The organism is Micromonospora sp. WMMA1363 (genome assembly GCF_030345795.1).
Classification (GTDB): domain Bacteria; phylum Actinomycetota; class Actinomycetes; order Mycobacteriales; family Micromonosporaceae; genus Micromonospora.
Genome location: NZ_JAUALB010000001.1, coordinates 1047691 through 1068724, shown reverse-complemented (window position 1 = coordinate 1068724; position 21034 = coordinate 1047691). Strand labels below are relative to the sequence as shown.

The window sequence follows — 21034 nt, the reverse complement described above, 5'->3', positions numbered from 1 at the left end:
CCGGGGCTCGGAGCAAAGCCCGCGATGCTCACCACTCGATGCCTTTCTGGCCCTTCTGGCCGGTGTCCATCGGATGCTTGACCTTCGTCAGCTCGGCAACCAGGTCGGCGGCGGCGACCAGGCGCGGGTCGGCATCGCGGCCGGTGATGACGACGTGCTGGAAACCGGGACGGGTGGCGAGGGTGGCGACCACCTCGGCCACGTCCACCCAACCCCACGCCATGGGGTAGGTGAACTCGTCGAGCACGTACAGGCCGTACCGCTCGGCGGCCAGGTCACGCTGGATCTGCCGCCACCCCTCGCGGGCGTCGGCCGCATGGTCGGCCTCGCCGCCACGTTGGATCCACGACCAGCCCTCACCCATCTTGTGCCAGCTGACCGGGGCGCCCTGGCCGGTACGCGTGTGGACCTCGCCGAGCGCGCGGAAGGCGTTCTCCTCCCCCACCCGCCACTTGGCGCTCTTGACGAACTGGAACACCCCGATCGGGAGCCCTGCGGTCCACGCCCGCAACGCCAGCCCGAACGCGGCGGTCGACTTCCCCTTCATCTGCCCGGTGTGGACGATCAGTAGCGGCCGGTTCCGCCGCTGCCGGGTGGTCAACCCGTCCGCGGGCACGTGCGAGGGCTTCCCCTGCGGCATCAGACGGCGCTCCTTCCCGCCGCCGCCGTCGCGGCGATCCTGTGGTCTTGGTCCCACCGTTCTCCGCCGTCGTCCGACGCCCCGGGGCGGAACGCGCGTGATCGTGGCGACGGGGCGGTGGCGATGGTGGTGAGCGGGGTGGTGGTGACCTGGGGTAGGGGGTGGTGCGAGGCGGCCAGGTGGGTGGCGAGGCGGGCCGCCAGGTTCAGGCGGACAGGGCCCGACTCGCAGTCGACGACGACGCACGGGGCGCCCGTGGCGCGCAGCACGGTCGCCGCCCGCTCGGCCCGGTGCAACGGGTCGGCGCCGGCGGTGGCGCGGCCGTCGGTGACGACGAGGACCAGGGGACGGCGCCGCGGGTCCCGCAGGCGCTGCACGCGGAGCAGATCGGCGGCGGCGAGCAGGCCCTCCGCGAGCGGCGTTCGCCCGCCGGTGGGTAACTCGGCCAGCCGGGTCGACGCCGCGAGCACCGACGACGTGGCCGGCAGCAGGACCTGCGCGCCGGTACCCCGGAAGGCGATCACGGCGACCTTGTCCCGGCGCTGGTACGCGTCGGTGAGCAAGGCGAGCACCGCGCCCTTGACCGCGCTCATCCGCTGCCGCGCGCCCATCGAGCCGCTGGCGTCCACGACGAACAGCACCAGGTTTCCCTCGCGCCCCTCGCGGACCGCCTCCCGCACGTCCGCCGGGCGCAGCCGCAGCGGCCCACCGAGCCGTCCCCGGGCGGCCTGCTGCGGTGCGGCGGCCCGAACCGTGGCCGGCAGGTGCAGCCCCGAAGACCGGCCGGCCGGCACCCGCGCACCGGTCGTGCGCCCCTGCCCGGTCCGCGCCCGCGACCGCCGGCCGGGCACCCCCTCGCCCACTCCGGACGCGGTGAACAACCGGGCCCGCAGCCCACCCTGCGGTACGGCCACCGCTGCGCTGCTCTCGTCCGGGCACTGGCCGTCGGACCGCCCCGACCGGCGCTCCCCGGCCGGCCCGCGCCGGCGCCCGATCCCGCCGGACGGTCCACCGTCGACGCGGTCGTCGCCGATCCCCCCGCCGTCGGCGTCCCCGTCGGCATGGTCAGCCGGTACGCTCCCGGCCGACCCGCCGGGCCAGCCCGCACGGGAGAGCGGCGGTTCCCACCGGCCGCCCCGGTCAAGCTGTGGCCGACCGCCGTCCTCGGCACGGCCTTCACCCCGAGCGGACCCACCGGTACCGGGCTGGTCGTGGACACTCGACCCGCCGACGCCGGACCACCCGCCGGCGCCGACATCACCGTCGGGACGGGGACCGTCCCCGCCGGAGCCACCGGTCGGGCCCACACCGTCGGGGGGACCACCGTCCGGCCCGGGGTCGCCGTCCGGCCCGCCGGAGCTCGACCCACCGTCCTCCGGGTCATCGGGGTACTCCTCCGCGGCCCGGCGCAACGTCTCGTCGAGGCGCTTCTCGTCCAGGCCCGGGGTGTCGAACGGGTCACGGCGGCGGCGGTGTGGCAGGGCGAGCCGGGCCGCCACCCGGACGTCCTCCACACCGACCCGGTCGCGGCCCTGCCAGGCGGCGTGGGCGACGGCGGTGCGGGCGGTGACGATGTCGGCGCGCATCCCGTCCACGTCGAACGCCGCGCAGACCTCGGCGATCTGCCGCAGCGCGGCATCGGTCAGCGCTACCCGGTCGAGCCGGGCCCGGGCGTCGGCCACCCGGCGGGCGACGGCCGCATCCGGCTCGGCCCACCGGGCGGCGAAGCCGGCGGGATCGGCGTCAGCGGCGAGCCGGCGGCGGACCACCTCCACCCGCACGGCCGGGTCCCGGCTGGCCGTCACCTCGACGGTGAGCCCGAACCGGTCGAGCAGTTGCGGCCGCAGCTCCCCCTCCTCCGGGTTCATCGTGCCGACGAGCAGGAACCGGGCGGCGTGGCTGACCGAGACGCCCTCCCGCTCGACGTGGCAGCGGCCCATGGCCGCGGCGTCCAGCAACAGGTCGACCAGGTGGTCGTGGAGCAGGTTGACCTCGTCAACGTAGAGCACTCCACGGTGGGCGGCGGCGAGCAGGCCGGGCTCGTACGCGCGTACCCCCTCGGCGAGGACCCGCTCCAGATCGAGCGCGCCGACCACCCGGTCCTCGGCGGCGCCGACGGGCAACTCGACCAACGCGGCCGGGCGACGCTCCGCCGCCGGCCCGTCCGGGTGCGGACCATCCGGGCAACGGAGGTCCGGCAGGGCCGGATCGCAGCCGAATCGGCAGCCGACAACCCGGTCCACCGGCGGCAGCAGGGCAGCAAGGGCGCGGACGGCGGTGGACTTCGCGGTGCCCTTCTCGCCCCGGACGAGCACCCCGCCGATCGCCGGGCTGACCGCGTTGAGCAGCAGCGCGAGGCCCATGTCGGCCATCCCGAGGACAGCGGAGAACGGGAACACGGTCACTGCGTCGTCTCCGATCGCGACTGCGGGGCTCGCAAACCCCGCTCACTCCTCGCGCTCACCGCACCACCCACCGATCGCGACTGCGGGGCTCGCAAACCCCGCTCACTCCTCGCGCTCACCGCCGGTCCTCCAGGTCGCCCTCGCTGGCCAGGTACATCTCGCGGAGCCGGTCCAGGGTGTCCGGGTTCGGCTCGGCCCACAGACCGCGGTCGGCGGCCTCCAGGAGCCGCTCGGTGATGCCGCGCAGGGCCCACGGGTTCGACTCACCGAGGAAGTCCCGCGTCCCGCGGTCGAACAGGTACGCCTCGGCGAGGCGCTCGTACATCCAGTCGTCGACCACGCCGGCGGTGGCGTCGTAGCCGAACAGGTAGTCCACGGTGGCCGCCAGCTCGAAGGCGCCCTTGTAGCCGTGGCGGCGCATCGCGGCGATCCAGCGCGGGTTGACCACCCGGGCCCGGAACACCCGCCGGGTCTCCTCGCCGAGCGTGCGGGTACGCACGTCGTGCGGCATCGCCGAGTCACCCACGTACGCGGCCGGTGAGGCGCCGGTGAGGTGGCGGACCATCGCCACCATCCCGCCGTGGTACTGGAAGTAGTCGTCGGAGTCCACGATGTCGTGCTCGCGGGTGTCCTGGTTCTTCACCGCGACGGCGATACGCCCGAAGGAACGTTCCATGTCGACCCGTGCCTCCCGCCCGTTCAGCCCCCGCCCGTACGCGTAGCCGCCCCAGACCGCGTACACCTCGGCGAGGTCGGCGTCGCTGCGCCAGTTCCGGGCGTCGATGAGCGGCAGCAGCCCGGCCCCGTACGCCCCCGGCTTGGAGCCGAAGATGCGGGCAGTGGCCCGGCGCTCGTCACCGTGCTCGGCGACGTCCTCCGTCACGTGAGCGCGGACGAAGTTGTCGGTGGCGGGCTCCTCCAGCGCGGCCACCTGCCGCACCGCGTCGTCGATGAGCGCCACGACGTGTGGGAAGGCGTCCCGGAAGAACCCGGAGATCCGCACGCTGACGTCGATGCGGGGCCGGCCGAGCTCGGCGAGGGGCACCACCTCGACACCGGTGACCCGACGGGAGCGGTCGTCCCAGACCGGTCGGCAGCCGAGCAACGCGAGCACCTCGGCGATGTCGTCACCCTGGGTCCGCATGGCGCTGGTGCCCCAGACCGTGAGGCCCACCGATTCTGGGTATCCGCCAGTGTCCGCGAGGTACCGGGCGAGCAGCGAGTCGGCCAACGCCACCCCCACCTCCCAGGCGTTGCGACTGGGGATCGCTTTCGGGTCGACGGAGTAGAAGTTGCGCCCGGTGGGGAGCACGTTGACCAGACCACGGGTCGGCGAGCCGGACGGACCGGGCGGCACGAACCGCCCGTCGAGCGCGGCGAGCACCCGATCGATCTCGTCGGTGGTGCGGTCCAGCCGCGGCACGACTTCGGTGGCGGCGAACCGCAGCACGGCGGTCGCGTCCGGCACCGACCCGCCGGTAACCTCGGCGACGACCGCCTCGGCCGCGGCCGGGTCCCAGCCGAGCGTCTCCATCCCGAGGACGAGCCGCCGAGCCAGCGCCTCGATGAGGTCGACAGCGTCGGCGGCGGTGGCGGCCGGTCCGTCGACGATGTCGGTCAACGCCTCCGGCACGGTCACCCGCCGCCCCGGCGCGGCGAGTAACGCGGCCTCGTCCAGACCGTGGCTCGCGGCGAGCGCCTGGCGCAGGCCGGGCAGGGCACGGACGCCACCCCACACCTGTGGGGCGCGCAGCACGGCGAGCACGAGGTTGACCCGCGCCTCCCCAGTGGGCGCGGCGGCCAACACGTGCAGGCCGTCGCGAATCTGCACGTCCTTGACCTCGCACAGGTAGCCGTCGAGGTGCAGCACGAAGTCGTCGAAGTCGTCGGCGGCCGGCATCTCGGCCTGGTGCAGGTCGTGGTGCAGCTCGGCGGCCCGGACCAGCTGCCAGATCTGGCGCTGCACGGTGGGAACCTTGGTCGGGTCGAGGGCCTGCACGGTCGCGTACTCGTCCAGGAGCTGTTCCACCTTGGCCAGGTCGCCGTACGTCTCGGCGCGCGCCATCGGTGGCACGAGGTGATCGACGACGATGGCGTGGGCGCGGCGCTTGGCCTGCGTCCCCTCCCCAGGGTCGTTGACGATGAACGGATAGACCAGGGGCAGGTCGCCCAGCACCGCGTCCGGGGCGCAGTCGGCGGCCAGTCCGAGGCCCTTACCGGGCAGCCACTCCAGGGTGCCGTGCTTGCCCAGGTGCAGCACGGCGTCCGCGCCGAAGCCACCGTCCGCCGCCGGTGCCGCCAGCCACCGGTACGCGGCCAGGTAGTGGTGGCTCGGCGGCAGGTCCGGGTCGTGGTAGATGGCGACCGGGTTCTCCCCGAAGCCACGCGGCGGCTGGATCAGCAGGGCCACGTTGCCGAAGCGCAGACCGGCCAGCACGAGGTCACCGCCGTCGGTGTACAACTCGCCGGGCGGTTCACCCCAATGGTCCCGCATCGCCTCGCGCAGCTCCGCCGGCACGTCGTCGAACCAGCGCCGGTACGTCTCCCCCGGCACCCGCGCGGACGCGGTGGTGAGCTGCTCCGGGGTGAGCCACTCGACGTCGTGTCCCCCGGCGGCGATGAGTGCGTGGATGAGCTCGTCCCCGTCGTCGGGTGCCGGTGCCTCCCCCAGGTCGTACCCGGCGGCGGAGAGCGCGGCGAGCAGCCGTACCGCGCTCGCCGGCGTGTCCAGGCCGACGGCGTTGCCGACCCGGGAGTGTTTCGTCGGGTACGAGCTGAGCACGACGGCGACCCGCTTGCCGGCGTTCGGCAGCCGCCGCAGCCGGGCGTGCCGCACCGCGATGCCAGCCACCCGGGCGGCCCGTTCCAGGTCCGGCTCGTATCCCGACAGCCCGTCGGCGTCGATCTGCTTGAACGAGAACGGAACGGTGACGATTCGCCCGTCGAACTCAGGGATGGCCACCTGCATCGCCGCGTCCAGTGGGGACAGTCCGGCGTCGCTGCCGGCCCACTGCTCGCGGGTGCTGGTGAGGCAGAGCGCCTGGATCACCGGCACGTCGAGGACGGCGAGCGCACCCACGTCCCAGGCGTCCTCGTCGCCACCGCCGGCGGCGTCGGCCGCCACCGTGCCGCCGGCGGCGAGCACGGTGACCAGCAGCGCGTCGCAACGGGCGAACAGTCCCAGCGGGCCGGTGCCGGCGGCCAGCCCGCGCAGCGAGCCGCAGAAGATCGGCGACGCGTTGCCGCCGGCCGCCTCGACAGCGGCGGCGAGGGTGTCGACGAACGCGGTGTTGCCGGCCAGTGCGTGTGCCCGGTAGAAGACGATGCCCACCGTGGGCCGGTCCGGGTCGGCCGGCCGGTCACCGTGGATCCCGTACGCCGGGGTCGACGCGGGTGGGGCGAACCCCTCGCCGGTCAGCAGTACCGTGTCGGAGAGGAAGCGGGCCAGCTGGGCCAGGTTCGCCGGGCCTCCTTCGACCAGGTACGACAAGGCCTGGGTGGCCACCCCGGAGGGCACCGTGGAGGCCGCCGTCAACTCCGCGTCCGGCACGCTCTCACCGCCCAGGGCGACCGTCGGCACCCCGGAGGCGAGCACCGCGGCCAGCCCGTCGGGCCACGCCTGCCGCCCGCCGAGCAGGCGTACCACGGCCAGGTCGACGCCGTCGAGCAGGCCGGGTACGGCATCGACGGCGACCCGGGTGGGGTTGGCGAGGCGATAGTCGGCGCCGCTCGCCCGCGCGGCGAGCAGGTCGGTGTCGGCGGTGGACAGCAACAGGATGCGCACTAGAGGCTCCGGAGGGTAGCGGCCCGGTCGGCGAGCCGGCCGGGCGAAGAGCAACCGGCCGGGCCGAAGAGCAAGTGGTCAGCGGGCGCGCTACGGCGGCGCGTCACCGCAGCCGACGGTCGTCCGGCAGGCGGGACGACGCAGGCGAAGACGTCAGCGGTCGACGAGGCGAGCGGCCGGTGCGGCGGCGGGGGCTGCGGCCACGCCGGCCCGGCCGGCGGTGCGGTCAGCGCAAGCCCCGGTCCGGTGGCCGGTCGTGCGCGTGCCGGCCCACACGGACCAGGTTCGACGATCGCCGTCGATGGGGGAGACGCTATGTGTCATCGGGTCCTCCTCGGGTGTCCACGCCCTGGGGTGCACCGACGGCCGAAGTATCCTGGCTCCCGGATCGACGCTCACCCCCGGCCTTCCAACCGCGCACACCGCAGCCGTGACTCACAAGGGGGGATCGCTCCCCGGTGACAGTGGCGGGACCGCGCCGGAATCGCACCGGCTTCCTTCACTGCCGTCCGGCCGCGAATGCTGCCACACTTCCGGCGCCCCGGTCAACGCGCCCACACTGCCTGGTCAGGTCCAGCCGGCATCGGCCTGATGGCGACATCGACGAAGTAGCCATCGGCGGCATCGAGTTGCGCTCCCTGCCGGACGGATCCGGGACACGGAATGAGTCCGGGGGCGCAGGGGCGGACCCGCTGCCGCCGGCATCGCGGTTCCCGGGGCACCGGGCAGCCCGATGCCGACGGCTTCCGGGACTCTCGGCGGCTGCCCCGCTAACGGGCGCGGCGCTCCGGGTGGGCCCGGTTCCAGGCCCGCATGCGCTCCGGGTAGCCGGTCTTCGCCGCCTCGTACAGCGGCAGGGCATGCCGGTGCGCCAGCGCCGCCGCGGCCCGGGGCGACCCGGTGCGGCGACGGATCCACTCGCCGTCGTGGGCGATCGCCACCACCGTCGTATCGGTCGCCGTGGTCTCCGGCTCCAGGTAGAACTCCACCCCGGCCCGACTGGCGACGAACGCCTCCAGCGCCGCCAGGTCCTCCCGGGTGGCCTCACGGTCGAGCTTGGTCGGGATCCCGTCCCATTCCCGGCTCCGGGACCGCCGGCTGAACCAGCCCATTCCCGCCTCCTCTCCTCGGCCTGACCTCCAGTGCAGCACCGTCACCTGACAGGATGCTGTGAGGAGGATGATCGCGACCTGTACGGATCATCCCAGCGCGGCCCGGCGGCGGCGGTCGGCCGGTTGCCCCAGGCGGCGTGTTCTCCGTCCGATGCCGGACGTCACCGGCGCCCGGGATGGCCGGGATGTGCGGACCCCTTGGCTCGACCCCGGGCCGTTCCGTCAGGCAGGATCTGGTCCGCACTACCGGCGACCATCCCGGTGGTCGGTCACGAGTCCGGCGACGGCCTGATGGCGGCGGAGCGGATGTCCGCTTTCCGCCCCGCCGGCCCGCTCCCAGTCCGGCCATGCGGTTGACGAGGCGTCCCGCCGGTCGGCGGGCGGGTGGCGGGGACCAGCGCGAGGGTCGGCAGCAGCAGGATCGGCACGACGAGCAGGGCGTGCAGGGTGCCGACCCGGTCACCGAGCAGGCCGAGCAACGGGGGGCCGCCCAGGAACGCGGTGTAACCGATCACGGCGACCACGCTCACCCGGGCGGGAGCACGATCCTCCTCGTCAGCTGCCGCACTCATCCCGACCGGGAAGCCGAGGGAGGCGCCGAGTCCCCACAGGGCCACCCCGGCGACGGCCACCGGCCCGGAGCCGGCCAGGACCGCCACGCCCGCGCCGAGCACGGCAAGCAGGATCGTGCCGGCAAGCGCCCACACCCGTCCCCACCGATCCAGGGCCACCGTGCCGACGGTACGGCCGAGGGTCATACCCACCACGAACACCCCGAACACGGCGGCGCCGGCCGCCTCGCTCAGGTCGTAACCGTCGACGAACGCGACCGCGACCCAGTCGTTGGCACTGCCCTCCGCGAACGCCATCACCAGCACGAACAGGCCGATGAGCAGGGTCCGCGGCTCGCGCCACGCGGCCAGCAGCGCGCGGCGGCGGGTCGCCGGGGAGGTGGTGTCGCCGGCCGGTGTCGTGTCGCCGGCCGGCAGGAACATCCGGGTGCCGAGCAGCGTCCCGGCCACCACCACCGCCGCGATCAGTGGGAGGTGGAGGGTGACCGGCAGGCCGACCCGGGCGGCTCCGGCGCCGAGGCCCGCCCCGGCCACCGAGCCGAGGCTCCACGCGGCGTGGAACCGGGGCATGATCGTGCGACCGAGGCGTCGCTCGACGGCAGCACCCTCGATGTTCATCGCGACGTCGCAGGTGCCCGCACCGTAGCCGACGGCAAGCAGGCCGACCGCCACGCCGGCCTGTGAGCTGACCACGCCGGCGCTGACGCCGACCATCGTCAGGCCGAGCGTGAGAAGCAGGGTGGCCAGGGCTGAGGTGCGCGCGGTGCCGAGGCGCTGGCCGACCAGGCCGGCGGTGGGCATCGCCAGGATTGCCCCCGCCGACATGGCGAGCAGGAGCAGGCCGAGGCGTCCGGCGCTGAGGTCGAGCGCCTCGCGGGCCGCCGGAACCCGGCCGAACCACGTCGCGACGGCCAGGCCGTTGAGGGCGAAGACCACCGCGACCCCGTTGCGGGCGACCAGCACCGACCGGGGTACGACGGCCGGGGCGGCCGGGGCGGCAACGCTGCTCACGGGCGGGAACCTCTCCTCGGGTGCCGGGGACCGCTGCACGATCGCACATCTGAGATCGCTCCCACCAGCCGGATTCACCCCTGTTGCGTGACCCTACGCCCACCGACCACCTTCCCCGTCCCGGCTGGCCCCAGATGATCGCCAGACCCGCCGGAGTAGCCGCCGCTGGCGGGAAAGCGCCGGCCATTCGCCCGCCGACGAAGGAACCACGAGCCCGTGGCCGAACCCACGTCGCCGCACCGGGCGCCGGAGAAGCACCCCCGGCATGGGCGACCACCGCGCCGCCCGAACCGCCGTCGATCCGGGCCACAGGCTCGGCCACGACATGACCTACCACGAGTCCACCGGCGGGTACGAGGTCCGGCAGGGATCGGCGTCGAGCCGGCCAGCCCAACAGGACCGTGAGCGGCACCCCGAAGGCGGGCGGCGCGCCGGTCCAGGGCACCAAGGACGCCCGGTGGGTCGGGTTCAGCGGACGCTCCCGGCACTGCTGCCGGCGGCGCGGGCGGTCAGCTCGGCATACTCAGGTGAGGCCAGGAACCGGGTCAGCGTCTCGACGGTGCCCGGCGTGTAGGGGCGACCGTCCCGCACCTCTTCGGCGGTGAGGAAGACGATGGCGGCACCCTCACCGAGCACCACGTCCTCCTGCCGGGCACGGGTGGCGGCGCAGAAGTAGTGCTTGGCCAGGCCCTGCGCGGGCAGGTCCTGCCGGGCGAAGAGGGCGAGCGGCCCGGTCGGGGCCAGCCCGGTCTCCTCGTACAGCTCCCGCCGAGCGGTCTCCTCCGGACTCTCCCCCGGCTCACCGTGCCCACCGGGCAGGCCCCACGTGTGCGGATAGAACGACGCCCTGCCGTCGCGCAGCTGCATCAGCAGCCGGCCGCGCGGATCGACCAACAGCACACAGGAGATCGGGATCATGCCAGGAAGCCTAACCGCCGCGTTGGACACCGACGCCCCGTCGAACTGCCGTACGCGGCGCCGCCTCGTCGAGTTCGGTCCCGAGACGCTGCGCGATCTCCGGTCAGTCACCAAGAGCGTATCCGCGCTGCGGTACGGCAGCGCCTCGGCGAACTTTTCGACGCCTTCGCCACCGTGTACTGCTGAGGTACCGTCGCGCGGTCTGCCGTTGGCAGCACGAAACACCATGGCCGCAGTTCACCGTCATCCGCACGCCTGCGCATCGCCACCGTGGTCAGCCGGCCGTGCTCCCTGTCGCGAGGGCTGTGGGCGACTGGTCTCGTGGCCGTCCACGGTATTCTGCTGGCGTGGCTGCTCGGTCGGACCACCATCCCCCTGGTGTGCGAGAGGTGACTGTGTCGACTGCGGCAGCGGGGTGTCTGTTCGGACTGGCATACGGCGACGCGCTGGGCGGACCGACCGAGTTCATGTCGGTCGCCGACATCCACGGGCGGTACGGGCCCGACGGTCCGCACGAGTTGGAGGGCGATCCCGCCCTGGTTACCGACGACACCCAGATGACCCTGGCGGTCGGCATGGCACTGTTGGACGCGCCCACACCGACCCCCGAGGTGCTGGAGCCGCTGTTCCGCCAGCGGTTCTCGCGGTGGGCCGCCAGCCCCGACAACAACCGGGCACCCGGCATGACCTGTCTGCGGGCCTGTGGCGACCTCGCACTCGGGCTACCGTGGACACAAGCCACGGTGATCGGTTCCAAGGGCTGCGGCGCGAACATGCGCGTCGCCCCGGTCGGGCTGGTCGCCGGCTACGACCTGGACACCCTTGCCGGCGCGGCGCAGCTACAGGCGGCGATGACCCACGGACACCCGACCGCGCTCGCGGCCAGCGAACTGACCGCGTACGCCGTACGGCTCCTGCGCGGCGGCGCAGAGTTGGCATCCTTGCCCACCCTGCTGCGTACCCGATGCCACGGCCAACGCACCAGCTACCGCGACGAGTGGCTGGGCGTGCTGTGGCAGCAGCCCGGCATCCCCAGCCCCGCCGACTACATCGCCCGAGGCTGGGACGAGTGCCTGCACGCACTGGACCGACTCGATCTCGCCCTCACTCTGATCGACGACGGCGAGGACGCCTGCCGGATCACCGGCGCGGGTTGGATCGCCGAGGAGGCCCTGGCCACCGGACTGCTGTGCGCGATCAGGCATGCCGACGATCCGGTATCCGCCCTTGCCCGCGCCGCCACCACCTCCGGCGACTCCGATTCCATCGCCTGCCTGACCGGCGCATTCCTCGGCGCCGCGCTGGGTATGCCCGCCTGGCCGGCGTCATGGCGTGATCGAATCGAGTACGTTGACGAACTCACCACGATGGGCGAAGCCTGGAACTGAAACCCGGACTCGCCGTCACCAGCAGACCCGAATGGTGGGTTGGGTACTCGACGTTCCTCGACATCCCGGTAGGACCGGCGAACGGTGACTCGTTCGCGGTGGTGACGCTTACCGGACGCGTGGGCCTGAGCCGATCGCGGCCTTGTGCAGGACATTCTTTCAAACTGTGCCGGGGTCGAGCGGGTCGAGGCTGGCCGCCCTATCGTGACAGCGGCAGTGGGTTGTCGCGGGCGATGTGGGCGGTGCCGTGGTCGGCGAGGAGGGGTGACCGGATGCGGTTGCATCGATCAGGCGTGCACGCCTTCTCGGTCCAACGGCTGACGGGCGGATCCGTCCCGCGCCGTGGGCACCGGGATCAGCCAGGGCCCGGCGAGGAGGGCCGCGACCACCTGCACGGTACCGGCGACGACCAGCGTCGGCCCCGCGCCGGCCACGCCGATGACTGCCCCGCCGGCGAGCAGGCCGAGGGACACGGCGCCGTCGTGCACCAGGCTCGCGGCGGCGAAGGCGGCGCGCCGTTCCGCACCCTGGGTGCGAACGCTGATCAACCGGTTCGCCGCCCCGATACCAAGCGGCATCGCGAATCCGCCGACCGCGGCCAGGCAGGCGATCGATGCGAGCGACGAGGTGACTGCGGGCAGAGTGACGAAGGCCAGACCGAGGATGATCCATCCGACGGCCGCGGTGCCCAGTGACGGCAGTCTGGGTACGAGCACCGGCGCCGTGAGTGCGCCGAGGACGGAACCCGCGCCGTAGCCGGTCATGCCGGCCGAGATGAGCAACCCGGGCCGACCGGTCTGGGCGCCGAGGATCGCGAGCCCGAGGGTGAAGGCGAACCAGGTGAGGCCACCGACGCCGGCCATGGCCACGGCGCGGCGTACCTCCGGGTGGCTCGCAAGGACGTGTCGGAGTTTCGGCGCGCCCGCCGTCCCGCCGTCGGTCGCGGCGCCCGCGGCACTCCCGCTCACCGTCAGCAGCACCGCCGCGCCGAGGCCGACGCCCGTCGCCTCCGCCCACAGCAGATGGAACGGGCCACCGACTGTCACCGCCCAACCGGCCAGCGGTGGCGCTAGTATCATCGTGCTCCGCTGCGCGAAGTCCTGCCAGGCGAGCATCCGGGCGGAGATGCCCGAGCCCAGCCTGTCGCAGATGTCGGCGAGCAGCGCCCGCTGGGCCGGTGCGCTCACAGCGGTGGCGCAGCCGGTGATCAGCCCGGCGGCGGCCAGGTGGACCGGGCCGACGGTCCCAAGGGCGGCGCCGATCGGGACGACGAGCAACCCCACCACCTGGACGGCGAGCACGCCGGCGAGTGCGCGGCCGGTCGTCAGTCCCTGCCGTAGCCCCCGGGCCCACCAGGCCGAGGTGAGCACGGGCAGCCCCGCCGCTCCGCCGACCAGCCCGGTGGTCCAGGCGGATCCGCTCTCGGCGAGTGCGACGAGGGGAAGCGCAACCGCGGTCGTACGCTGCCCCATCCAGGTGAGAAACGTCGTGGTCAGCATGGCGGCGATGGCACGGCGAGTGGTCACGAACCGATCCTGGAACCGGGTGGGCATCCTCGGTAGCTCGTGGATCGCCCCGGCACGTCATAACGTTGGCTTATGAGCTCACTGCCCACGGTCGAGGATCTGCGGCTCGTCGAGGCGCTCGCCCGACACGGCTCACTCGGCGCGGCCGGTCGGGAGCTGCTGATCAGTCAGCCGGCCGCGAGTAACCGGCTGGCCGCGCTGGAGCGGCGGATCGGCGAACGGCTCTTCGAGAGGGACACGACCGGAGCCCGACCGACGCCGGCCGGGCGGGCGCTCGCCGTGGAGGCGGCGCACGTCCTTGAACACCTGGCGGCGATCTACGATCGGACCCGGGCGGCGGCGCGTGCGACGATCCTCACCGTCGGCACCTTCGGCAGCCTCGCCCCATGGCTGTTTCCCGCCTTGGAAGAGTTGCTGGGCGGCGTTGCGGTGCACCAGGTCACCGACCATGGCGACCGGCTTGTGGAGTGGGTCGGTGAGGGCTCGTTGGACGTGGCCTTCGTCGCGATCGCCAACCAGATGCGGCTGCCAAGCACGGCGACGGCGATGGCTGTGGCACGCGACCGACTTGCCGTCCTCAGCGCGCCCGACGTACCGCTCGGCTCCCGGCGCAAGCCGTTCGCGGGACTCGACGTGATCACGTACACCTACGACATGTCCGCCGCGACGCTACACCGGCGGCTGTCCGAGCTGGGTGCGCGGCCCCGGGCGGCGGCCACGGCCGAAACGGCCGTACGGATGGGTCGCCTGCTCGGGTGGCCGATCGTCCTACCACGCGGCCTGGCCACCTCCTACGCAGAGCCGCAGGAGCGAGTCTCGACCGTGGCGATTCCGGGCCGGCTCACCCTGTTCATGGTGACCCGCCGCCCGACACCGATCGAATTGGTGGCAACCGTCACCAGCCTGCCCGCTCGTCTCGGTCTGGAGCCCGCATCGACGTCGACCGGTGACACCTGAGTTCCCCGCCCTTCGTGCTGACCAGCCGGTGGTGGAGAAGCCACCGCCCGTCGGCAATCGATCATATTGGCGAAGTTGGCAGGCCACTCGACGAACCCCTTGACGGCTTCCACTCCGCCCGCCGCGGCACGTGCCGGATCATCTACCGGATCAACGAGGCCAAGCGGGTCGTGGAGATCCACTCGATCCGCCATCGGCGCGACTCCTACCGTTCGTAGGTTCGTCCGGGCAGCGCACCTCCCATGCCACCCACAGTGCCGGTCCGGCGATGTCGAACGTGAAGGTGATTGCGGCGCGCGCCGGTGGCAGCCATCCTGCCACGCCGACTACCCGGCCCATGTTCCGCGTCGACGGAGCCGCGCTTGCGCGGAATCCGCACTGGTGTCAGCGGTGACACCGGATCGCCAGGCGAGCAGTGCCGCGGCCGCGACGCTGCCGGCGGCCAGCCACCGCAGGGCTTGGCTGAGGGCTTGGGCGAGGTTCGCCTGCAGCTCCCCGGTCTCGATCAGGCTGCCGGTGGCCGCGACCGCTATGCCGGCAGCCCCGAGAAGCGCCGCCTGGGTGACGCCGGAGGCCTGTCCCACTCGCTCGGCCCGAGTGATGGCCTGCGTTCCCAGATTCGTCATCGCGTATGCGGTCCGGTATCCGAGCCCGGTCACCGCCAGGCCCAGCAAATACCACGCGAGGTGACCGCCGGCGGAAGCCGTCAGCAGGCCGATCGCGCCGACGATCGTGACGAGGGCGATGGCCCGTGGCGGGTCACAGCGTTCACTGAGGCGTCCCGCGATTGGGCCGGCGATTCCCCCGCTAACGCAGAGAGCGAGGACGATCATGCCCGCGACGAACGGCGAGTAGCCCCTGACCTGCTGGGTGTAGATCGTGGCCGCGAACACCGCGACCGTGAACGCGACGTGAGCAACCATCCCCATCAGCGTCATAATCACGTAGCGGCTGTTGTGGAACAGATCGAGTTCGACCAGCGGGTATCTCGCCACCCGCTCGCGTAGCACGAACGCCGCCATCGCCAGAAGTCCGACCACGACGAGGCCCACGGTCGCGACAGGCGACCCGGCATTCGTTCGATCGACCGCGAGGGTGACCGCGGCGACCGCGAGCACCACCGTGAACAGACCAGGCAGGTCGATCGCAGGAGGGGCGGTGGGATCCCGCGACTCCCGCAACCCCGTTGCGACGACCGCTGTGGCGGCGACGCACAGAGCAGCGTCCACCAGAAGCACCGTCCGCCAACTCACCAGCTCGGTGATCCCACCGCCGAACAGGGGCCCGAGCGCCAGCGCGATGGCTCCGACGCCGTAGGCGCTGCCGATGGCGCGTTTCGCCCGCCCCCCAGGGAACGCGTGGGTGATGACCGCGAAGGCGAGGGGAAACACGATGCCGGCGCCGATCCCCCCGACAATACGGAAAGCGATCAGGCTGGCGGCGGTGGGCGCCAGTCCAGCACCCAGGGAGCCCAGGCCGATGACCGCCAGTCCGGCGACGAGCATGCGTTTGCGACCGACCAGGTCGCCGAGCCGCCCGCCGGGCACGAGAAACGCCGCCTCCGCGAGAAGGAAGCCGCTGATCACCCAATGCAGGTTCGTTACGGACGTGTCCAGTTCCGATGCCATCGTCGGCAGAGCGAGGTTCAGCGCATAGACGTCGAGCTGGATGATGGAGATGCACGCCGAGGCCGCTAGTAGCGTCGACCGGCCCGAAGCAGCTGCGGCGGGGGTGGATGCGCCGATGCGAGGCGGGCGAGCGGACACGAGCGAACTGTAACTTATGCCCGCTTTGCCGCTCTGGTCGCTCGCCGCGCCACGGAACGCTTCAGCGCGATCCCCGAGGCCCCGGCGTTCCCGAGCTGACCCCGGTGGCCTCGTCCCCGCTGGCCAGCCCGGGGCCACCGACGGTCTGCGTGCCCCCGGACCGGGGTGCGTCGGGCGGTGCCGCCCCGGGCCGCGGGCTGATCGGAATCAGGGCCAGCATCCCGACCGCGACCAGCAGGTACGCGTTGCCGCCGAGGAACCCATGCGGGCCGGCGGATCCGTTGGCGAAGACCCAGACCACGCCGCTGCACAGCACCGCGTACGCCCCGATGCCGGCGCGCAGTCGACGCCGGGCGGCCGGAATGGCCGGTGGCCACGGCAGCGTCGCCGCGGCGACCACCACCAGGCCGGGCACCAACCAGACCAGGTGGTGCACCCAGGTGACCGGGCTGACCAGACAGGCCAGCACCCCGGTCAGGGCGAACCCGGCCCGCTCGTCGCCGGCGCGGGCGGCCCGCCCGACGCGAACCCACCACGCCGTCAGGGCCACGGCGACCAGGGCGAGCCAGAGCAGCCGGTCGGGGTGTGCCGGATCGAGCCGGGCGACGAGCCCGAGCAGCGACTGGTTGGACACGTACTCGAGCTTTCCGACCCGCCCGGTGTCCCACAGCGCCTCGGTGAAAAAGGTGCGGGTGGCGTGCGGAGCCACGGCCAACGCGAGCAGGGTCGCCGCCACCGCGGTTCCGACGGCCGCGCCGGCGGCCCGCCAGCGGCGGGTCACCAGCAGATACCCGACGAACACCGCCGGGGTCAGCTTGATCGCCGCCGCCAGCCCGATCCCGATTCCGGCCAGCCGGCGTCCCCGTTCCAGCTGCCACAGGTCGGCGTAGACCAGCGCCATCAGCAGCAGGTTCACCTGGCCGAAACTGACCGTGTCGCGCACCGGGTTGAGCCCGGCAAGCAGGCAGGCGGCCAACGCGAACGCGTACCACCGGGACCAGTTCGCACGGCGGGCAAGCGGGGCCACCAGCAGGTGCAGCAGCAACCCGGCGGCCAGCACGGTGAGCGCCAGGTTCATGGCGATCGTCGGATACCACGACACGGCCGCCATCGGCAACATGACGATCGCAGCGAACGGCGGATACGTGAAGCCATAGCCGTTCCAGGTCGTCCACTCGTAGAGCGCGCCGCCGGCCACCCAGTGCCGCACCGCGCCGTGATACACCCCGATGTCGAACCAGCCCCGGTGCCCGGGCAGCAACGCTATCGCCACCCCGATCGTGGTGGCCAGGCCGGACACCAGCAGCACCCGCCGGAGGAGCTGCCCCCGGCTCGGGTGCTCCGACCCGCCGGCAGCGCCACCGGCGTCGAGCCGGGCACCCGGGGCAGCCGCCGTCATCGGGGAACCGCCAGGGCGAGCCGGGGCGGCGGGGTGAGCAGACGTAGCACGGCCACCGCCACCAGCCCGGCGAGCACACCGGCCGTCGCCAGCAACAGTTGCCCGGCGTCGGGACCGAAGCCGCTGGGCAGCGTCACGAACGCCAACACCGCCGCGCCGAGCGCGGCCACGTGCCGGGCCCGCCCGGGTGGTGCCGCCGCCGCGAGCAGGACCAGGCCCCACAGGGCGTACCAGGGCCGGGTCGCCGGGCCGAGCAGCGCAACCGCCAGCAGGACCAGGCTCACCGCGTAGGCCGGGCCGAGCCGGTGCCGGTACCGCCAGACGGCCCCGGCGGCGGCGAGCACGCCGAGCAACCCGAGTGCGACACCAGCCCGCATCGGCGCGGCGCCGAGGTCCAGCCCAAGCGCCTCGGTCGAACGCCGTGCCACCCGGCCGAGCGCCGTGGAGATCGACCAGCTGTGCCGGTAGGCCGGTGCGCCGAGGGCACCGATCCAGCCGTACCCGATGCCGGTGGCCCAGGTGACAGCGGTGCCGGTGGCGACCGCGACGCCGGCGACACGCGCCACCGCGACGCGGACGCCGACCCGCCGGACGGCGAGCGCGCCCACCACCAACAGTCCCAGCAGTGCCGGCACCTTCACCAGCGCGGCGAGGGTGACCAGCACGGTGGCCGCGGCGAACCGACGCGCCACCGCCAGCCGCAGTCCCACCACGAGCAGCCCGAGCATCACCGCCTCGTTGTGTGCGCCGGCGACCAGGTGCAGCGGTACGAGTGGGTTGAGCACGCCCAGCCAGAGCGCGGCGGCCGGATCGACGCCGCCGTGCCGGGCCAGCCGGGGCAGATTCGCTACGAGCAGCGCCACTCCGGCGAGGGCCACGACGCGCAGCGCGAGCACGCCCAGCGCCAGGTGCCCACCGGTGAGCGCGGACACCCCGGCGGCCAGGACCAGGAAGACCGGACCGTACGGCGCCGGCGTGTGCTGCCACATCTGCGGTACCTCAGCGGCAAGCCGCCCGCCGAGGTGGGCCACCCCGAACTGGTAGACATCCAGGTCGGCCAGGACCATCGCGCCCTGCGCCAGGTAGCTGTAGGCGTCCCGGGAGAACAGCGGCGGCGCGAGCAGCAGCGGCCCCGCCCAGCAGGCCAGGGTGATCGCGGCGCCCCTGCGGTCGGTTCGCCCGGACCAGGGATTTCCCAGCTGCGCGGAGGGGACGCCCGGGAACCTCGGATGGCCCACGGCCGTCCCGGCCGCGGGCCGCCGCAGATCGCTCCCGGCCCACCACCAGGCGACCGTGAGCAGGGTCAACCCCGCGTATCCGCAGAGCAGTGCCGGCCGGTCGAGGTGGCGCAGGCTCGTCCACCAGAGTGCGCCCCGTTCTGGCAACGCACCGGCGCCGCAGCCCGCGACCGCCAGCAGGGTGGCGCCCACCGCGCCGAGAAGGCGGTAGGCGGAGACGCTCGGCGGTGACAGCACGCGGGCAGGATGCCGGGACGACCTGACCGCCAGACGGCCGCCTGTCGATCAGCAGGCGACCCCTGAGTGTCCGCTCAGCGCTCGGTCGTCCGGCCCTGCCCATCTCGATGCCGGCACCATCGAGCGGCGCCGGGTGCGCACCCGGCGGAGGAGTCGGCGACATCGGCTCACCGCGTCACGCCGTGGTAGAAGAGGTCACCCAGGCCGACGGTGAAGGCCAGGATCCCGTAGAGGGCGTGCTCGACCGAAGCGGCCAGCAGGGACCGGGTTCGCCGGTACCGCCAGGCGAACAGCGCGCCGCCGGCGAGGGTGAGCAACACCGACCAGATGCTGCCGAAGATCACGTGCGCGACGCCGAACGCCGTCGCGCTCGCCGCCACGAGCACCGTGCCGGTGCCGAACAGGGGCGCGTACCGGTGAAACAGGAAGGCGCGGAAGACCAGCTCCTGCGGATAGACGGAGAGCAGCGGGTACAGCACGACCACGGCGACCCAGATCAGCGGGGTCTGGCGGGGCAGGTCGAACAGGCGGTCCGGGGCGAGCACGGCGATCCCGGTGACGGCGACCACCGCCATGCCGGCCCAGAGCCGCGCGATGCTCGGCACCGCGGCCCACAGCGCCGCCGGTCTGCCCAGGTCGCCGCGGTCGAATCCCGGCTGCCGGCGCAGCCACCACCCGGTGAGCAGCCCGAGGAGCACCAACGGGGGAATGGGCCGCCCGGGAGATCCACAGTCGTGTACGCGGCGACCGCGCCGTAGAACAGCGCCACGTGCTCGACGGCCAACCACACCCGGCGTGCCCGCCCGGCGCCGGGCGGCGTCGGTGAGGTGCCCGTCGCCGCCGTCGACGGACGCCGCCTACCATGGGCGCCTCCGAGCCAGCCGGGTCGACGCCGCGCGGGGCCCCGCCGGGCGCCGTCGGCGGCAGGCCCGTCCGCCGCGCGGCGGGCGGGTGGGCCCACGCCGACAGTCCCACCGTCGGCCGGTCGCTCCCCGGAAGCGCCGCTCGTGGTCGTTTCCACGTCCTCACGCTACGACTCCCGGCGAGACGGACGGCGACGCCGCCTGGATCTTCCGCCGGAGTTCGCTCTCCTGTCGGCTGGATGTGGCCTGCCGGGTACGACGGATCCCCACCGTACGATCGTGCCTACTCCGGACGCTCCGACACCGGTGCGATTCGCGGCGCTCGGTGACTCGATCACGGTCGGTCTCGGCGATCCGATGCCCGACGGGACGTGGCGCGGATGGGCCGCGCTACTCGCGGACGGACTGGCCCCGCCGGACCCGGCGGGGCCGTCCGGTGTGGAGTTCCACAATCTCGCCCACACCGGCGCGCTCACCGCCGACGTGCTCCGCGACCAGCTCCCCGCCGCCCTCGACCTGCGGCCGACGGTGGCCGCCGTGATAGTCGGGGTCAACGACACGCTGCGCGCCCGCTTCGACGTGTCCGCGATCGGCGCGGCGCTGCTGGGCACGATCGGCGCGCTGCGCCGCACCGGGGCGCTGGTGCTCACCGCGCGGCTGCCGGAACCGGGCCGGATGCTCGGGCTGCCGTCCGGGCTGGCCCGGCCACTCGCCCGGCGGATCGCCGCGGTGAACGCGGTCACCGATCATGCGGCAGCGCTGCACGGCACCGTCCACTTCGACATCGCCAACCATCCGGACACCTACCGCCGGGACATGTGGAGCGTCGACCGCCTGCACCCGAGTGAGCGGGGGCACCGGCTGCTCGCCAGCGCGTACGCCGACCTGCTGCGCGAGCGTGGCGTCCCGGTGCACCACCACCCCGACCCGCGGCCGGGAAACCCGCCGCCGACCAGGGCCGCCCAGCTGACCTGGCTGGCGGTCAAGGGCACCCGGTGGGTGCGGGACCGGTGCACCGACTTGCTGCCGCAGCTGGTCTGGCTGGCCGCCGCCGAGTCCTGGTACACGCTGCGGGGCGAGGCCCGTCGCCTCGACGACCGTCTCGGCCGCGACCTGGCCGCCGCCCTCGCCGCCTGCACCCCCGACCCGACCGGGGAGGCTGACCCGGCTGGCCGGTTCGGTCCGCACGCCGCACGCTAACCAGGGTTCCCTCCGCTA

The 21034-nt window shown here is 73.5% G+C and carries 14 protein-coding genes, 1 pseudogene and 1 riboswitch; of the genes and pseudogenes, 4 read left to right on the top strand and 11 right to left on the bottom strand.

Translation table 11 applies throughout. The features are described from left to right. Window positions 1-28 precede the first annotated feature (28 nt). From cobO to QTQ03_RS04865, 6 genes and pseudogenes are all read right to left on the bottom strand, one after another. Complete coding sequence (cobO, locus tag QTQ03_RS04890) at window positions 29-640, bottom strand: cob(I)yrinic acid a,c-diamide adenosyltransferase (RefSeq protein ID WP_289276925.1); 612 nt, start codon at window positions 638-640, stop codon at window positions 29-31. Between the two features lie 86 nt (window positions 641-726). Continuing rightward, window positions 727-3080: pseudogene (locus tag QTQ03_RS04885) on the bottom strand (VWA domain-containing protein); the annotation flags it as partial. 80 nt (window positions 3081-3160) lie between these two features. After that, a complete protein-coding gene (gene cobN / locus QTQ03_RS04880) occupies window positions 3161-6829 on the bottom strand; it encodes a cobaltochelatase subunit CobN (RefSeq protein WP_289276923.1) in 3669 nt (1222 codons plus the stop codon). A gap of 369 nt (window positions 6830-7198) precedes the next feature. Beyond that, window positions 7199-7329, bottom strand: a riboswitch (cobalamin riboswitch). Between the two features lie 270 nt (window positions 7330-7599). After that, the gene (locus tag QTQ03_RS04875; RefSeq protein ID WP_289280679.1) at window positions 7600-7941 is read right to left on the bottom strand and encodes a hypothetical protein; all 342 of its coding nucleotides are present in this window, start codon (window positions 7939-7941) and stop codon (window positions 7600-7602) included. Between the two features lie 269 nt (window positions 7942-8210). After that, a complete protein-coding gene (locus QTQ03_RS04870; protein ID WP_289276922.1) occupies window positions 8211-9524 on the bottom strand; it encodes an MFS transporter in 1314 nt (437 codons plus the stop codon). A gap of 468 nt (window positions 9525-9992) precedes the next feature. After that, a complete protein-coding gene (locus QTQ03_RS04865) occupies window positions 9993-10442 on the bottom strand; it encodes an NUDIX domain-containing protein (protein WP_289276921.1) in 450 nt (149 codons plus the stop codon). Between the two features lie 380 nt (window positions 10443-10822). On the opposite strand from QTQ03_RS04865, the gene QTQ03_RS04860 reads away from it, so the two are divergent. After that, window positions 10823-11830: an ADP-ribosylglycohydrolase family protein gene (locus QTQ03_RS04860; RefSeq protein ID WP_289276920.1), complete on the top strand. Its 1008-nt coding sequence runs from the start codon at window positions 10823-10825 to the stop codon at window positions 11828-11830. Between the two features lie 287 nt (window positions 11831-12117). Here QTQ03_RS04860 and QTQ03_RS04855 read toward each other — a convergent pair whose 3' ends face one another. Then, entirely contained in the window at window positions 12118-13356 is a 1239-nt protein-coding gene (locus QTQ03_RS04855; protein ID WP_289276919.1) for an MFS transporter, read from the bottom strand. A gap of 72 nt (window positions 13357-13428) precedes the next feature. Here QTQ03_RS04855 and QTQ03_RS04850 point away from each other — a divergent pair, with 72 nt between their 5' ends. Next, entirely contained in the window at window positions 13429-14313 is an 885-nt protein-coding gene (locus QTQ03_RS04850; RefSeq protein ID WP_289276918.1) for a LysR family transcriptional regulator, read from the top strand. A gap of 14 nt (window positions 14314-14327) precedes the next feature. Next, window positions 14328-14531 (top strand): type II toxin-antitoxin system RelE family toxin, encoded by a 204-nt coding sequence (locus QTQ03_RS04845; RefSeq protein WP_289276917.1) that lies wholly within the window; start codon window positions 14328-14330, stop codon window positions 14529-14531. Between the two features lie 108 nt (window positions 14532-14639). Here QTQ03_RS04845 and QTQ03_RS04840 read toward each other — a convergent pair whose 3' ends face one another. The 4 genes from QTQ03_RS04840 to QTQ03_RS04825 all read right to left on the bottom strand — a co-directional run bounded on the left by QTQ03_RS04840 (window position 14640) and on the right by QTQ03_RS04825 (window position 19651). Continuing rightward, entirely contained in the window at window positions 14640-16058 is a 1419-nt protein-coding gene (locus QTQ03_RS04840) for an MFS transporter (RefSeq protein WP_289280678.1), read from the bottom strand. Between the two features lie 82 nt (window positions 16059-16140). Next, entirely contained in the window at window positions 16141-17478 is a 1338-nt protein-coding gene (locus QTQ03_RS04835; protein WP_289276916.1) for a glycosyltransferase 87 family protein, read from the bottom strand. Beyond that, window positions 17475-18953, bottom strand: a complete 1479-nt coding sequence (gene mptB, locus QTQ03_RS04830; protein WP_289276915.1) for a polyprenol phosphomannose-dependent alpha 1,6 mannosyltransferase MptB — start codon at window positions 18951-18953, stop codon at window positions 17475-17477. The genes QTQ03_RS04835 and mptB overlap by 4 nt, the downstream gene beginning before the upstream one ends. 167 nt (window positions 18954-19120) lie before the next feature. Continuing rightward, window positions 19121-19651 (bottom strand): CPBP family intramembrane glutamic endopeptidase, encoded by a 531-nt coding sequence (locus tag QTQ03_RS04825; protein WP_289280677.1) that lies wholly within the window; start codon window positions 19649-19651, stop codon window positions 19121-19123. 444 nt (window positions 19652-20095) lie between these two features. Between QTQ03_RS04825 and QTQ03_RS04820 the strand changes: the two genes are divergently transcribed. Further along, window positions 20096-21016 carry an SGNH/GDSL hydrolase family protein gene (locus tag QTQ03_RS04820; RefSeq protein ID WP_289276914.1) on the top strand — a complete coding sequence of 307 codons (921 nt, stop codon included), beginning with the start codon at window positions 20096-20098 and terminating at the stop codon, window positions 21014-21016. Window positions 21017-21034: the final 18 nt, after the last annotated feature.